Origin of the sequence: Anaerocolumna sedimenticola, assembly GCF_009931695.1 — a bacterium.
Lineage (GTDB): Bacteria > Bacillota > Clostridia > Lachnospirales > Lachnospiraceae > Anaerocolumna > Anaerocolumna sedimenticola.
The window spans coordinates 4,017,198-4,032,608 of sequence record NZ_CP048000.1 but is presented as its reverse complement, the minus strand read 5'-3'; the positions used below and the strand labels follow the sequence as shown (position 1 = coordinate 4,032,608).

General features: G+C 35.6%; 15 protein-coding genes. 12 read left to right on the top strand and 3 right to left on the bottom strand.

The genetic code is table 11. The features are described from left to right. The first annotated feature begins 31 nt into the window (after positions 1-31). The 9 genes from Ana3638_RS17895 (at position 32) to Ana3638_RS17855 (ending at position 10,493) form a co-directional block, all read left to right on the top strand. Positions 32-1,276 (top strand): glutamate-5-semialdehyde dehydrogenase, encoded by a 1,245-nt coding sequence (locus Ana3638_RS17895; protein WP_161839252.1) that lies wholly within the window; start codon positions 32-34, stop codon positions 1,274-1,276. 189 nt (positions 1,277-1,465) lie between these two features. After that, the gene (locus tag Ana3638_RS17890; protein ID WP_161839251.1) at positions 1,466-1,819 is read left to right on the top strand and encodes a hypothetical protein; all 354 of its coding nucleotides are present in this window, start codon (positions 1,466-1,468) and stop codon (positions 1,817-1,819) included. Positions 1,820-2,308: 489 nt separating this feature from the next. Beyond that, complete coding sequence (gene miaB, locus Ana3638_RS17885) at positions 2,309-3,757, top strand: tRNA (N6-isopentenyl adenosine(37)-C2)-methylthiotransferase MiaB (RefSeq protein WP_161839250.1); 1,449 nt, start codon at positions 2,309-2,311, stop codon at positions 3,755-3,757. A gap of 248 nt (positions 3,758-4,005) precedes the next feature. Continuing rightward, positions 4,006-5,553 (top strand): ribonuclease Y, encoded by a 1,548-nt coding sequence (gene rny, locus Ana3638_RS17880; RefSeq protein ID WP_161840616.1) that lies wholly within the window; start codon positions 4,006-4,008, stop codon positions 5,551-5,553. A gap of 398 nt (positions 5,554-5,951) precedes the next feature. Next, positions 5,952-7,148 (top strand): pyridoxal phosphate-dependent aminotransferase, encoded by a 1,197-nt coding sequence (locus Ana3638_RS17875; RefSeq protein ID WP_161839249.1) that lies wholly within the window; start codon positions 5,952-5,954, stop codon positions 7,146-7,148. 60 nt (positions 7,149-7,208) lie between these two features. Then, complete coding sequence (proC, locus tag Ana3638_RS17870) at positions 7,209-8,009, top strand: pyrroline-5-carboxylate reductase (protein WP_161839248.1); 801 nt, start codon at positions 7,209-7,211, stop codon at positions 8,007-8,009. A gap of 124 nt (positions 8,010-8,133) precedes the next feature. Further along, a complete protein-coding gene (locus Ana3638_RS17865) occupies positions 8,134-8,667 on the top strand; it encodes an NUDIX hydrolase (RefSeq protein ID WP_161839247.1) in 534 nt (177 codons plus the stop codon). 198 nt (positions 8,668-8,865) lie between these two features. Next, positions 8,866-9,363: a stage II sporulation protein M gene (locus Ana3638_RS17860; protein WP_161839246.1), complete on the top strand. Its 498-nt coding sequence runs from the start codon at positions 8,866-8,868 to the stop codon at positions 9,361-9,363. 245 nt (positions 9,364-9,608) lie between these two features. Continuing rightward, positions 9,609-10,493: a tyrosine recombinase gene (locus tag Ana3638_RS17855; protein WP_161839245.1), complete on the top strand. Its 885-nt coding sequence runs from the start codon at positions 9,609-9,611 to the stop codon at positions 10,491-10,493. 136 nt (positions 10,494-10,629) lie between these two features. Here the strand turns inward: Ana3638_RS17855 and Ana3638_RS17850 are convergent, their stop codons facing one another. The 3 genes from Ana3638_RS17850 to Ana3638_RS17840 all read right to left on the bottom strand — a co-directional run bounded on the left by Ana3638_RS17850 (position 10,630) and on the right by Ana3638_RS17840 (position 12,580). Next, the gene (locus Ana3638_RS17850; RefSeq protein ID WP_161839244.1) at positions 10,630-11,658 is read right to left on the bottom strand and encodes a 3-deoxy-7-phosphoheptulonate synthase; all 1,029 of its coding nucleotides are present in this window, start codon (positions 11,656-11,658) and stop codon (positions 10,630-10,632) included. Positions 11,659-11,888: 230 nt separating this feature from the next. Then, on the bottom strand, positions 11,889-12,344 hold the full coding sequence (def, locus tag Ana3638_RS17845) for a peptide deformylase (protein WP_161839243.1): 456 nt from the start codon (positions 12,342-12,344) through the stop codon (positions 11,889-11,891). After that, a complete protein-coding gene (locus Ana3638_RS17840) occupies positions 12,335-12,580 on the bottom strand; it encodes a helix-turn-helix transcriptional regulator (RefSeq protein WP_161839242.1) in 246 nt (81 codons plus the stop codon). Before Ana3638_RS17840 ends, def begins: the two co-directional genes overlap by 10 nt. A 253-nt stretch (positions 12,581-12,833) precedes the next feature. On the opposite strand from Ana3638_RS17840, the gene Ana3638_RS17835 reads away from it, so the two are divergent. The 3 genes from Ana3638_RS17835 to Ana3638_RS17825 are packed head-to-tail and all read left to right on the top strand — an operon-like array spanning position 12,834 to position 15,205. Beyond that, entirely contained in the window at positions 12,834-14,159 is a 1,326-nt protein-coding gene (locus tag Ana3638_RS17835; protein WP_202621510.1) for a pyrimidine-nucleoside phosphorylase, read from the top strand. A gap of 21 nt (positions 14,160-14,180) precedes the next feature. Continuing rightward, positions 14,181-14,507 (top strand): hypothetical protein, encoded by a 327-nt coding sequence (locus Ana3638_RS17830; RefSeq protein WP_161839241.1) that lies wholly within the window; start codon positions 14,181-14,183, stop codon positions 14,505-14,507. Positions 14,508-14,536: 29 nt separating this feature from the next. Beyond that, positions 14,537-15,205, top strand: a complete 669-nt coding sequence (locus Ana3638_RS17825; RefSeq protein ID WP_161839240.1) for a DUF1653 domain-containing protein — start codon at positions 14,537-14,539, stop codon at positions 15,203-15,205. Positions 15,206-15,411 lie beyond the last annotated feature (206 nt).

Here is a 15,411-nt window from a genome sequence, read left to right as displayed (position 1 = left end):
TAATTATTAGAGTATAGAAAGGGTGGTTCCTATGAAATATTTGGAAGAAATCGGTCTAAAGGCAAAAAAAGCAGCAACATTGTTAAATGTCTTAGGCGTAGAGCGTAAGAATGAAGGACTTCGAAGTGCAGCCAGGTCCTTACTTGATAATGCAGCCGATATACTAAATGCAAATGAATTAGACATAAAGGCAGCAAGGGAAAATGGTATGATGGAGTCCTTGATTGACCGTTTACGCCTAAATCATAATCGAATTGAAGCTATGGCAAAGGGGCTGCTTGCAATCGTTGATTTAAATGATCCGGTTGGAGAAGTAATTTCCATGACTACAAGGCCTAATGGATTAACGATTGGCCAAAAAAGAGTGCCGATCGGTGTAATCGGAATTATTTATGAATCCCGTCCAAATGTTACCGCAGATGCTTTCGGTTTATGCTTTAAAACAGGAAATGCTGTTATATTACGTGGCGGAAGTGATGCGCTCCATTCTAATATCGCAATTGTTAAAGCTATTAAAAAAGCTCTGAAACAAGTTAATCTTTGTGAAGATTCCATTCAGTTAATTGAGGATACTGACAGAGAAACAGCTAAGGAAATGATGCGGTTAAACCAATACATCGATTTATTAATACCGAGAGGCGGTGCCGGTTTAATTCGTACGGTTGTTGAAAACAGTACAATTCCGGTTATCGAGACAGGAACAGGTAATTGCCACGTGTATGTAGATGAATATGCAGATTTTGATATGGCATTAAATATCATTGATAATGCAAAAACACAGCGACTGGGTGTTTGCAATGCATGTGAATCCCTTGTCGTTCACAGCAAAATAGCTGATAAATTTATACCTCTGGTCTATGAAAGATTAACAGAAAAAGAGATTGTATTTCGCGCAGATGAGAGAGCCAGGACAATTTGTAATAAAATGGAACCTGCTACGGAGGAGGATTATGGAAAAGAATACTTGGACCGTTTTATCTCATTAAAAGTAGTTGATTCCATTGACGAAGCCATTGCACATATCAATTGTTATAATACCAAACATTCAGAAGCTATTATAACCAATGATTATAACCATGCAATGAAGTTTCTAAATGAAATCGATGCTGCTGCAGTTTACGTTAATGCTTCTACAAGGTTTACAGACGGTGGAGAATTCGGATTTGGGGCGGAAATAGGAATCAGTACACAGAAATTACATGCGAGAGGACCTATGGGCTTGGTAGCTCTGACATCGACCAAATATATTATATTTGGAAATGGGCAAATCAGGTAGTGTTAACCATTTAATATTAAAAACTTCTTTGGGATATGTGTGAATGGATAAAATGCGGTATTTTACCCTTAATATATATCCCATAAATTTTGTATAAAGGGAGAGCATAAGGAGTTATAACAACAGCAAAGAATTTTAGGAATTAATTCGTTCAAAATATTTTTTTCTTGACTGACAGGAGATTAAATTATGACCAAATTACAAAGGTTGATAAAAAGATGCACAGAACAAACCAATCCTAATTCAGGAACTGCAGAATCATTTAACAGCGCTTTAAAAGATTTAGGACGTTGGGTATTAACTCTTTATAGTAATGGAAAATTAACGTTTGAAGATGATAAAAAACATACCTTAAAACTTTATGATATATTAAGTATCAAGGATTATGTGAATGAAATAGGAGAATATTCGATGGGACTCGGGTATTTTAACGAACGGGAGAGAGACTTTTTTGAGATGATCGCATTATGCCACAAAGATTTATCGGAAACTTTGGATGAGTTTTATAAAGGTATCACCCTTGTTATACTTATTACAGAGTAGACAGTGATCCAAAAGGTATACCGGCAGAATTAGCAAATGTTATAATCAGAATATTTGAAATATGTTATCAATATGATATTGATATTGAAACGGTTCTGTTAGAAAAATATGAATATATAAAACATAAAAATGCGGCAAATATATAAATGAGTGATATAAGAACCGATGGATAAAGAGGAACGGATAAAAAATGAATTAAACTGAATCAAATTGAATCCAAACAAAGATAACCAGCTCATTGTTAAAGGTGCTGCTTTCGTACCTAGCATTCGCCTATAGGAACATTTTTTATCCCTATCGTATTATACAGAATGAATACGGTGTTGTAATTTTCCCATGATTCATATATAATCTTAATGTTACAAAATAACTGTTATTAATTTTGTAAGTAACTAGCAGAGAAACCTTTCATCCGGCTTATAACTTTAAACGCTTTTTTATCATAAGAATTATAGCCGGTATAAATTATTTAGAAAGTTGAGATTAGATATGAATTATATGGAAATTGATTTAGATAGAATAGATAGTTTGGGAACAGAACCCAGCAAAGAACCGGAGCGTCAATATTATTTTATGGCTAAGTGCAGGGATTGGGTGAAAGAAAAAGAAGCAGAAACAGGAAGGCCATTAACTTTCATTACACAGACTTTTGGGTGTCAGATGAATGCGAAAGATTCTGAGAAGTTAGCTGGTATTCTGGAGAAAATAGGTTTTAAGGAAACGGATACGGAAGAAGCTGACTTTGTTATTTATAATACCTGTACGGTAAGAGAAAATGCAAATACCAGAGTATATGGAAGGCTTGGTTACCTTAACAGTCTAAAAAAGAAAAACCCCAATATGATGATTGCATTATGCGGGTGTATGATGCAGGAGGATGCTGTAGTGGATAAGATAAGAAAAAGCTACCGCTTTGTTGACATTATATTTGGAACTCACAATATATTTAAACTGGCTGAATTAATGTATAACAGATTAACTTCCAAGGGAATGATTATCGATATCTGGAAAGATACTGATCAAATTGTAGAGGATCTCCCAAGCGAAAGAAAATATCAGTTTAAAGCCGGAGTTAATATTATGTATGGCTGTAACAATTTCTGCAGCTATTGTATTGTACCTTATGTGCGGGGCAGGGAAAGAAGCCGTAATCCGGAAGATATAATAAATGAAATTAAGGATTTGGTTGCTGACGGTGTAGTAGAAATTATGCTTTTGGGCCAGAATGTTAATTCCTATGGAAAGACTCTTAGCACAACTATGTCTTTCGCAGACCTGTTAAAAGAAATTGAAAAAATTGAAGGACTGAAACGAATTCGTTTTATGACCTCCCATCCCAAAGATTTATCCGATTCTTTAATCGAAGTCATGAAAAATTCGAAGAAAATCTGTAATCATCTGCATTTGCCCGTGCAGTCAGGCAGTAGTAAGGTTTTAAAAATAATGAACCGAAAGTATTCCAAAGAAGATTATTTATCCTTGGTTGAACGCATAAAAACCGCAATGCCGGGTATTTCACTGACAACAGATATTATCGTAGGTTTTCCAGGAGAAACGGAAGAGGACTTTTTGGAGACTTTAGATGTAGTTAAAAAAGTAAGATATGACAGTGCATATACTTTCCTGTATTCAAAAAGGACCGGAACTCCTGCAGCTAATATGGACAATCAGGTAGAAGAGGCAGTTGCCAAGGAACGGTTTGACCGTTTGTTAAAGGTTATTCAGGAGATCTCATCTGAACTTACAAAGACACATGAAGGTGAAGTACAGGAAATTCTTGTCGAAGAAGTAAATGAACAAAACAATTCCTTATTAACCGGAAGATTAAGTAATAATATGCTGGTTCATTTTAACGGGACTCCGGATATGATCGGCTCATTAATAAAAGTAAAGTTAACGGAATGTAAAGGATTTTATTTTATTGGTGAAAGAATATAATAAAAAGACCCCTATTATTCTTATGAATTATATGAATGAAACATTTGATAAGTTGATTTATACTTTTGCACATTAATAGGGCGATTAGTATAATAATTCAAAATAATATCGATTATTTTCGTTATATTATGACATAATGCATAAAAATTTAGGAAGTATACTTGACATACTGAGCAAAACAGTATAAAATTTAAGTGTTGTATCTTTGTACAATGAAAATTAAATAAGGAGGTGCTCCTGTGCAAGAAATACTAAAAATAGTTATTGCTATTTTAGTAACCTTGGTAGTAGTTGCTCCTCTTGTTTGGCATTTTGCTATAGCCTATCGAATAAAAGTCGTTGAGGCTAAGATTGGTTCTGCAGAAGAAAAAGCAAGAGAAATCATAGATGAAGCTTTAAAAACAGCTGAAACTAAGAAGAGAGAAGCCTTACTCGAAGCAAAAGAAGAGTCATTAAAGACTAAGAATGAACTAGAGAAGGAAACTAAGGAAAGAAGAGCAGAAGTGCAGCGCTACGAGAAACGTGTTCTTTCTAAAGAAGAAACTTTAGACAGGAAGACGGAAGCACTTGAGAAGAAAGAATCTAAGCTTACTGCAAAAGAAGCAGAACTTGACAGAATCAAGGCAGAAGCAGAAGAACTTCACAGCAGACAATTGCAGGAGTTAGAAAAAATTTCTGGACTTACCTCCGAACAAGCGAAAGAATATCTTTTAAAAACTGTTGAAGACGAAGTTAAACATGAAACGGCTATGTTAGTAAAAGAACTTGAAAGCAAAGCAAAAGAAGAAGCTGACAAAAAAGCAAAGGATTATGTTGTAACTGCAATTCAAAAATGTGCTGCAGATCATGTGGCAGAGACAACCATATCTGTTGTTCAACTTCCAAATGATGAGATGAAAGGAAGAATCATTGGTAGAGAAGGGCGTAATATCCGTACTTTAGAAACCTTAACCGGTGTTGACTTAATCATCGATGATACACCGGAAGCAGTTATCTTATCCGGTTTTGATCCAATCAGAAGGGAAATAGCAAGAATTGCTCTTGAAAAACTGATTGTAGATGGAAGAATCCATCCAGCAAGAATTGAAGAGATGGTTGAAAAAGCTCAAAAAGAAGTTGAAGTCATGATTCGTGAAGAAGGTGAAGCAGCAACACTTGAAGTTGGTGTTCATGGAATTCATCCGGAACTTGTACGTTTACTTGGTAAAATGAAGTTTAGAACAAGCTATGGACAAAACGCTTTGAAACATTCGATTGAAGTAGCCCATTTATCAGGCCTGTTGGCTGGTGAAATCGGAGTAGATATCAGGATGGCAAAAAGGGCTGGATTACTACATGATATTGGAAAATCTGTTGACCACGAGATGGAAGGCTCACATATTCAGATTGGTGTTGATTTGTGCAGAAAGCATAAGGAATCTCCGATTGTTATTAATGCGGTAGAGTCACATCATGGTGACGTTGAACCTGAGTCATTAATTGCATGTATCGTACAGGCTGCCGACACTATTTCAGCGGCAAGACCTGGTGCAAGAAGAGAAACATTGGAAACATATACAAACAGATTGAAACAGTTAGAAGATATATCAAACAGCTTTAAAGGGGTAGATAAGTCATTTGCAATTCAGGCAGGCCGAGAAGTCCGAATTATGGTTATACCGGATCAGATTACAGATGCCGATATGATTTTACTTGCACGTGACATATCAAAACAGATTGAATCCGAATTAGAATATCCGGGTCAGATCAAAGTAAATGTAATCAGAGAATCCAGAGTAACTGATTATGCAAAATAATTTTTATTAAGTTTATAGCGAGATCTTTATAGAGAAATTTATAAAGATTTCGCTTTTTTTATTTCACTGTTTAATTTTTAGAACTACTTATGAAATAAAAGGCCCTCCCCGGGCTGGATGCTCACGAATGCAAAAGAATAATCCTTTTGGGTAGATGTTTCTGCAAAACTGGCATATTTGCATCTCGAATTGTCTGCTGAATAAAAACATTTGTTTGTTTCTGATTTACATAACTTTTAAATTTTTTAATAATTTTTACTTGAAATCTATATCCAGATATAATACAATACTAGAGAAACTTTAAAAAGTGTATATTTGTATACAATAAACCAATTGAAAGACAGCGAATTCTTTGGAAAGTTAAAATTCCATTGGAGCGCTTTATAAGGAGGATAACGATGTCATTAGAACTATCAAAGAAAGCGCAGGCAGTAAAGCCTTCATCAACCCTGGCAATCACTGCGAAAGCAAAAGAATTAAAAGCACAGGGAATTGATGTAGTAGGATTTGGAGCAGGAGAACCGGATTTTAATACTCCTGACAATATTTGTGAAGCAGCAATTAAGGCAATTCATGATGGTTTTACAAAATACACGGATGCATCAGGTACCTTAGAGTTAAAACAGGCTGTTTGTAAAAAATTTGAGATGTTTAATAAGTTAAGTTATAAGCCAAATCAAATTGTAATAAGTAATGGAGGAAAACACTCTTTAACCAATGTCTTTGAAGCAATTCTTAATCCGGGAGATGAAGTAATTATCCCTGCACCTTATTGGTTAAGTTATCCGGAGATTGTAAAACTTGCAGATGGTGTTCCTGTAATCGTTAAAGCGAATAAAGAGCAGAAATATAAGATTACAGCGGAACAGATAGCAGATGTCTGCACCGGCAAAACCAAGGCTTTAATTTTAAATACGCCGAACAATCCCACCGGTATGATATATACACGTGAAGAATTAGAAGCCATAGCAAAAGTCGTAGTGGAAAAAGACATATATGTAGTTGCAGATGAAATGTATGAGAATTTAATCTATGGGGAGGATGAACAGGTTAGTATCGCTTCCCTTAATGATGAAATATATAAAAGAACCATTACCTGCAGCGGTGTAGCAAAAAGCTATTCCATGACAGGTTGGAGAATCGGTTATACCGGATCTTCCGCAGAAATTGCCAAATTAATGGGCAGTGTACAAAGCCATCAGACTTCAAATCCAAACTCCATCGCCCAGAAAGCTGCTACCGAAGCTTTAAATGGTCCTCAGGATACCGTTATAGCGATGAGTAACGAATTTAACACAAGAAGAGAATATATGGTAGAAAGAGTTGCGGCCATGCCGTTAATTGATGCACTGACACCACAGGGAGCTTTTTATCTGTTTGTTGATGTAAGTAAAGTTCTCGAAAAAGAATATAAAGGAAATAAAATTGCTACTGGAGATAAACTTGCAGAAATTTTAATTAGTGACTATAATATAGCTGTTATACCTTGCGGTGATTTTGGTTTTGATGATCATATCCGTTTATCTTATGCCATCAGCCAGGAACAGATTAAAAAAGGTCTGGACCGCATCGAAGAATTTTTAAAGACATTATAATGGTAAATTTAAAACCTAAACCGAAGTTTCAGGGTAATTAAAATGCAGGAGGATAATGCTATGGCAATGATGGGATTTATTGGAGCTGGTAATATGGGATATCCGATGATACGGGGAGCCATGAAGGCTTTTGGTACGGAACAGGTCATATTTACCGACGTTAGTTTAGAAAGACGCGAATTTATAAAACAGGAAACAGGACTAAATTATGTTAGTGATAATGTATCCATCGCTGCCGCATGTAAATTTATTGTATTAGCAGTAAAACCTCAATTTTATGAAGATGTGTTTAATGACATAAAGGAAATTATAACAAAAGAACAGGTAATCATATCGATTGCTGCAGGTGTAACCATTGACAATGTTAAATCCGCATTAGGCGGTACGGTCAGGGTAGTGCGTGCTATGCCAAATACTCCTGCAATGGTAACTGAGGGGATGTCCGGAGTTTGCTTTTCACAGGATATTTATAATGAAGAGGAAAAAGAAGTAGTTGACCGGTTATTTTCCTCTTTCGGACAATACCAGATTTTTGATGAAAAGTTAATGAATGCCGTTGTATGTGCCAATGGAAGTTCCCCTGCCTATGTATATATGTTTATAGAAGCTTTGGCTGACAGCGTGGTTAAATATGGTATTCCAAGAGATAAGGCATATACTTTGGTTGCGCAGACTGTCCTTGGAGCGGCTAAGATGGTTTTAGAAACCAAAGAGCATCCCGGTAAATTAAAAGATCAGGTTTGTTCACCGGGGGGAACTACGATTGCGGCTGTAGCTGCCCTTGAGGAATATGGATTCCGTAACGCTATTATAAAAGCAACGGATGCCTGTTATGAAAGAGCTGTTTCCTTAAAGAAATAACTATTTTACAACTATGATATCAGATATAAATAATTTATCATATAATAATACGATGATTCTTAAAGTCCTAAATCTGTTTATTCTAAGGTTTAGGGCTTATACCATGTTAATAGGGGGATTTTTAATGAGCGAATACAAAAGGTTAAAAAGGACACTGGTACATAAAGGCCATATAGTTGATTTTTATAATGATACCATGCAATTGCCGAGCGGTAACACGGCAGACTGGGATTTTATCGGACATAAGGGAGCCGCAGCTATTGTGCCGGTAGATAAAGATGGTAAGATCATAATGGTAAGACAATATCGTAATGCAATTGAAAAATATTCTTTGGAAATTCCTGCCGGAGGGATTAATCCAGGGGAAGACATGAAAACCTGCGCTGCACGGGAATTGGAAGAGGAGACAGGGTTTCGTTCCGATCATGTGGAACATTTAATTGACATATATACCACGGTAGCATTTTCCAATGAAAAAATCGGGATTTATTACACTACGGATTTAATTCCTTCCAAACAGAATCTGGATGAAGATGAGTTTGTAACAATAGAAAGATATACGGTAGAGGAATTAATACATTTAATATTTAACGGAATAATTAATGATGCTAAAACCATTTCAGCTGTTTTGGCGTATAAAACTAAAATGGGATTATAGAGGACACAGTAAAATTCCAATGAATATCTTTAACGTAATCTTGGATTAAATTATTCAGCTGCAAATTAAATAAACTATCTTAGAAAATGCCGATATCTTTTTTCCTATCGGCATTATTTTTATATTTGAGTCATATGTTAGTGTTAGCAGTCAGTTAATTGATCAAGCATTACCTAAAGCAAAAACCGGAGGGATTTTATGCGTTTTATACAATTGCAATTAAGAAAACTAGGAGAGGTGAAACTGGGTTTATTTATTTTGATAACCGGTATCGTGTTAGGGTTTTTATTTGCCAGAATTTTTAAAGGATATTACTGGAACTCCATGGAACTGATTAATACGGATTATTTATATAAAATAAGAGATACAGCCATTGATTATCCGGTTTTATTAAGATATGTATTGTGGAATATTTACCGCAGCTTTGTTTTGTTTTGGATTATCAGTGCTACTGCGATAGGTATACCGTATATGGCTCTGTGCATACTTTATGGTGGATTTCAGTGCGGTTTTTTCCTGACGGTTATATTTATGCGTTTTAATCTGAAAGGTATATTGCTTATATTTGGTTATACTTTTCCGCATTACTTAATTTATATACCGGTAGCATTTCTATGCCTGCGTACCGGTTACTGGTTATGCCGAAGCATGTACTATGACAATAAGCTGGGGCGAAAGGGAAAAGCAGAAAAATAGCAAGACATATTATATTAATTATAGTTCTTGCATTGGTTTTACTAATCGGAGCGTTATTAGAAACCTATGTTTCTTCTTTTCTGTTGAAAAAAATTTTACTGCTATTTTAATTATTACCAATAATTTATAATGGAAATCAAAAATAGCGTTTGCATTTATTGTTGGTACAAACTATAATGTAAATAGTGAATAATAGCATTATAGATAGGTGATCTATCATGTATATATGAAGGAGATTAAATTACATGAAGGCGGCATTGCAGGATTTTATTATATATATGTCGGAAGTGAAGAAGGCATCCGTTAATACCATTATGTCTTATCAAAATGACTTGACCAAACTGATAAAACATTTGGCGAATCAGAATATTACGGATATAGGGAAAATAAGCGAAACAAGCTTGAATTCCTATATATTAAATATGGAACGGGAAGGAATGGCTCCGGCAACGGTTTCGAGAAATATTGCCTCCATAAAGGCTTTTATTTTATATCTGGTTAGAAAGGGAAGATTACAGAATGACCCGACGGAAAGAATGCATGCCCCAAAAGTTGAAAAAAAACCTCCTCAGATTTTATCTCTGAATCAGATAAAAGGATTATTGGAACAGCCTGATATCAGTACGATTAAAGGAATTCGTGATAAAGCAATGCTGGAGCTTTTATATGCAACAGGAATACGTGTATCTGAATTAATATCGATTCGTTTGGATGATATTAACTTAAAAAACAGATTTTTAAGATGTTGCAGCGCAAGTAAAGAACGGATAATACCTTTTGGTAATATGGCAAAACAAGCACTTGAAAATTATTTTATAAAAGCCAGATCAGAGCTGGTGGGTAATATGGATACGAATATCTGTTTTACTAACTTATCCGGCGAACCTATGAGCAGGCAGGGTTTCTGGAAGATAATCAAAAGTTATGGCAAGATTGCAGGGATACAAGATGAGATAACCCCTCAGATATTAAGAAATTCATTTGCAGTACATATGATTGATAACGGAGCTGATATCCAAAGTATTCAGGAATTATTAGGACATTCCGATGCAGCGGCAACCCAGGTATATATGCAGAATAGAAATAAAAAGGTAAGGGAAGTTTATGCACAAGCACATCCAAGGGCTTAAATAATGTTCCGTACTGATAGAATTTATGAAAAGTAAGCGCAAATGACTACAAAGCAGAGTATGTAGGTCATTCGCACTTACTTTTATAATATTTAAGATTTATAAACTAAATTCCGGACCTAAATTCTCCGGTAAATTACAAATGGTCAGCAATTGTGTAAATCAATTTTTCCGATTCTTCCCAACCTAAGCAGGCATCAGTAATGGATTTGCCATAAATATGATCCGATACTTTCTGATTACCCGGTTCAATATAACTTTCTATCATGACACCTTTTACAAGTCCTGCAATATCAGAATTAACCAAACGGCTGTGTAATACTTCACGCACAATTCTAGGTTGTTCATAATATAGTTTATTGGAATTAGCATGATTAGCATCTACAATTGCAGCCGGATTGGCAAGTTCTCTCTCATTATACATCTCAAGGAGACGTACCAGATCTTCATAATGGTAGTTGGGAATGGATTGTCCATGTTTATTTACTGCACCTCTTAAGATGGTATGGGCAAGGGGATTACCCGAAGTGTGTACTTCATAAGCACGATAAAGAAAGGTATGACTGCCTTGCGCCGCAACGCAGGAGTTTAGCATAACGGAAAAATCACCGCTGGTAGGGTTTTTCATACCGGCCGGACAATCCATTCCACTGATGGTTAACCTATGTTGTTGATCTTCTACGGAACGAGCGCCAACTGCAACGTAGGATAAGATATCTTCCACATAAGGCCAATTCTCGGGATAAAGCATTTCATCTGCAGCTGTTAATCCGGTTTCTGCTATGGCTCTTAAATGCATTTTACGCATGGCAATCAAGCCTTCCTGTAAATCCGGTTCCTTTTCCGGATCCGGTTGATGTACGATACCTTTATAACCTTCACCGGTCGTTCTGGGTTTGTTGGTATATATTCTTGGAATGATAATAATTTTATCTTTAACTTTATCTTGTACTTTGGCAAGTCTGCTGATATAATCACAGACAGAATCTTCATTATCTGCGGAACATGGCCCTATAATAACGATAAATTTATCGGAGACCCCGGTAAAAACATCTTTAATCTGATTATCTCTTTCCTTTTTTACTAAAACATCTTTTTCAGGCATTGGATACATTTGAAGCAATTCAGAAGGTGAGATGACCTTTTTCACAAACTTAAAACTCATAGTAAATCTCCTTTCACTTTAGCGTATTTATAGGTAATTGCGAAACTATATAGTTTTTTTGAATATACCATACAATTGATACGAATTTCAGATCTTCAGTTGCCCTTTGGGTAAAATTCAGCTCTGAAATTGTATTAATTGCATGGTATATAAATACAATGATGTAGTTTCCCAATTACCTTTAGCATATTAGTGTATTTTAAACTTTTTTGATTGCTAAGTCAATGAAATTAAATTTTTACATATTCGGTAACCAAGTCGGTAAAAAGAATTCCATTGAGATGATCGATTTCATGGCAAAAACATTTTGCCAAAGCTCCCGTACCGGTAAGAGTAATAGTTTCACCATTTTCATTTAATGCCTGTATAGTTACTTTTGCAGGACGGTTTAATTTTCCCCAGGTATTTGGAATACTTAAACACCCCTCAATCACTTCCTGTGTACCCTCTTTCCAGGTAATAACCGGATTAACCAGTTTTAACAGTCCTTGTCCCATGTCAATAACGACAAGCCGCTTTAATATACCTACCTGTGGAGCAGCCAGCCCGCCTCCGATTTCGGAATGATACATAGTTTCTGTCATATCATCCAGGAGCTGCCGTATTTTATCATCTACCTGTGCTACATTTTTACTTATTTTCCTTAGAATAGGGTCATCTTTTAGACGTATCAGCCTTAATGCCATAATGTATTACCTCTTCTCTGCATAGACCTTGATTTATGCTCACTTTTTTCAAATAAAAATACTTCTTCTATAGGGCAGTCAAATACTTTCGATATATCATAAGCAAGCCAAATGGAGGGTTCATACTTTTCCGTTTCAATTGCAATAATAGCTTGTCTTGATACCCCAACAAGTTCTCCAAGCTGTTCCTGGGTTATTCCCATGGATTCACGAAGTTCCCTGATTCTATTTTTCATGAATTATCCGCCTTTCCATGTATAATATTCATAACAAGTAATGCTTACCTTACATGTAATATAACATTTCATAAATTATATGTCAAGTCAACCTTACATTGTAAATGAGTTGTGGTTGAATAATTTTATATTAAATTATATAATGAATTATAAGATACATTATAAGGTAAATATTTTAATTAGATAACGTATTTTTAAGATGCAGCATCAGATAATATAGGAAAAGTATTATGGTTAAACAGGAGGTATCACTATGGGAATGTATGATTTAATTGTGAAAAAGAAGATGGGAAAATCTTTAACAGAAGAGGAAATAACTTATATAGTGAATGGTTTTACAAAAGGCGAAATACCGGATTACCAAATGTCTGCTTTCCTAATGGCAGTCTGTTTAAAAGGGATGGATAAATCTGAGACAATTGCTTTAACCATGGCGATGGCACACAGCGGTGATATGCTGGATTTATCTGAAATTGAAGGAATTAAAGTAGATAAACACAGTACGGGTGGTGTTGGTGATAAAACCTCCCTTGTTTTAAGCCCAATGGTTGCATCTTTAGGAATTCCGGTTGCTAAAATGTCAGGCCGCGGCTTGGGACATACCGGCGGAACCATAGATAAATTAGAAAGCTTTCCCGGATTTTCCACCTCCATACCAACGAAACAGTTTATTGAAAATGTTAATCGAATGAAGATGGCAATTGTAGGGCAGACAGCTAACCTTGCACCGGCAGATAAAAAGATTTATGCTTTAAGGGATGTTACGGCAACCGTTGACAATATTTCTTTGATTGCAAGCAGTATTATGAGTAAAAAGATAGCCTCCGGAGCTGATGTAATCGTATTGGATGTTAAAACCGGCAGTGGTGCTTTTATGAAAACATTAGAGGATTCCATCTCTTTAGCTGAAGCAATGGTGGAAATCGGTAATGGTATCGGAAGAGAAACTTATGCTGTTATAACGGATATGAATCAACCTCTGGGACGTGCGGTAGGTAATTCAATAGAAGTAGCGGAAGCAATTCAAACACTGAATGGACAGGGTCCCGAAGATTTATTGGAAGTTAGTTTAACACTAGGAAGTTATATGTTACTTGGTGCAAAAAAAACAGGATCAGTGGAAGAAGCCAGGAAATTATTACTACAAACCATTACGGACCGCTCGGCTCTGAATAAACTGGGTGAGTTTGTCCGAGCGCAGGGAGGCGATGACAGTGCGGTTTATAATTCAGATCTGTTCCCGAAAGCTTCCATTCAGGAAGAGGTAACTGCGGGAAAGGATGGGTATGTAACCAAAATTGTTACAGATGAGATTGGAATGACATCCCTGGTTTTAGGCGGCGGACGAGAAACCAAAGATAGTATCATTGATTTAAGTGTAGGTATCTATATACACAAGAAGTTGGGAGATAAAGTTATAGCAGGCGAATCCTTGGCTACGTTATATGGCAATAATGCGGAAAAAGTAAAAGCAGCTAAAGAGCGGTGTCTGAAGGCTTATACCATAGAGGAGTCTAAATCAGAGCCTACAAAATATATATATGGTATTGTTACGAAAGATGGCTTAATTCGATTTTAATAACTGGAAGGAAAAATCTTTATGAGTGACAAACAGGATGAAATCAGATTTCAGAAAAAAACGAAAGAAGATAAACGAATACAAAAGCAGAAAAAGGACGATGGTAAGTTAATAAGACAATCCAGGATGAAAGAAATTTCCGAAAGGAATAAGCTGCAAAAAGAACAAAAGAAGCGTGTTATGTATCTGAATATTATTCAGACTGCCATACTGGTTATAGTAATTTGTACGGAAATACTTTCAATTTACGGATATGTTCCCAAGGTGTATTCCATAATAGGTTTAATCATTTTATGCATCAGTTGTATCATTATCATGAAAAAAATCAGGAAAACACTTAAATTATAATATTCGTAGGAAAGTAAGGGAGGAAAGAAATGGAACAGGAAAGAATACCGAAACCAGGTCAGGTATATAATCATTTTAAAAATAATTTATATCAGATCATTACTGTTGCCATCCATACTGAGACAGGGGAAAAGATGGTTGTTTATCAGGCTCTATATGGTAATTTTAAAACTTATGTAAGGCCGCTTTCTATGTTTACCAGTGAAGTTGACTTTAAGAAATACCCGGAGGCAAAACAGAAATATCGTTTTGAGCAAATAATTCTTCAAGATGAAAATAGTGAGAATCCTTTGGATATAACAGATAAGGCAACCACAGAAAGTGGAAGTGTTCCTGAATATAATATAACATTGGAATCAAATACTACTTCAAAATATAATTCGCAATTTAAGATAAATGAAGAATCAAAAAGTAATACTGCTTCGGATATAAATACAGCGGCGAATAACAGCAATATGCCACAAGATGAAGAAGGCAGCATTAACCCTGTACTGCTTGAATTTCTGGAAGCAGATTCCTATGAAGAAAAGCTTGCCATTCTTCTGCATAAGAAAAAATATATTACGGATAAGGTTTTAAATGATATGGCTGTATCCATTGATTGTACATTGGATGATGGTGCTATTGAGGAACGTATTGCTGAGTTTGCTTATTGTCTGCAGACCCATGCCCGCTTTGAAAACAGACGGTTACGCTAATAAAAAATAATAACTGGCCAAGACATGCAACAGATTAGGAGTACCTCCTGCTTATGTTACAGTGTTTCGGCCAGTTATTTTCTTTCAATACAAACTAAAGAATAAAACTCTCCGGTTTAATTCTTTTGGAGGTACTAGTGTTAATGGTGTTAATATATACACTCGGATTCATAACACCGGATCGGACAATTAACATCTATAACAGT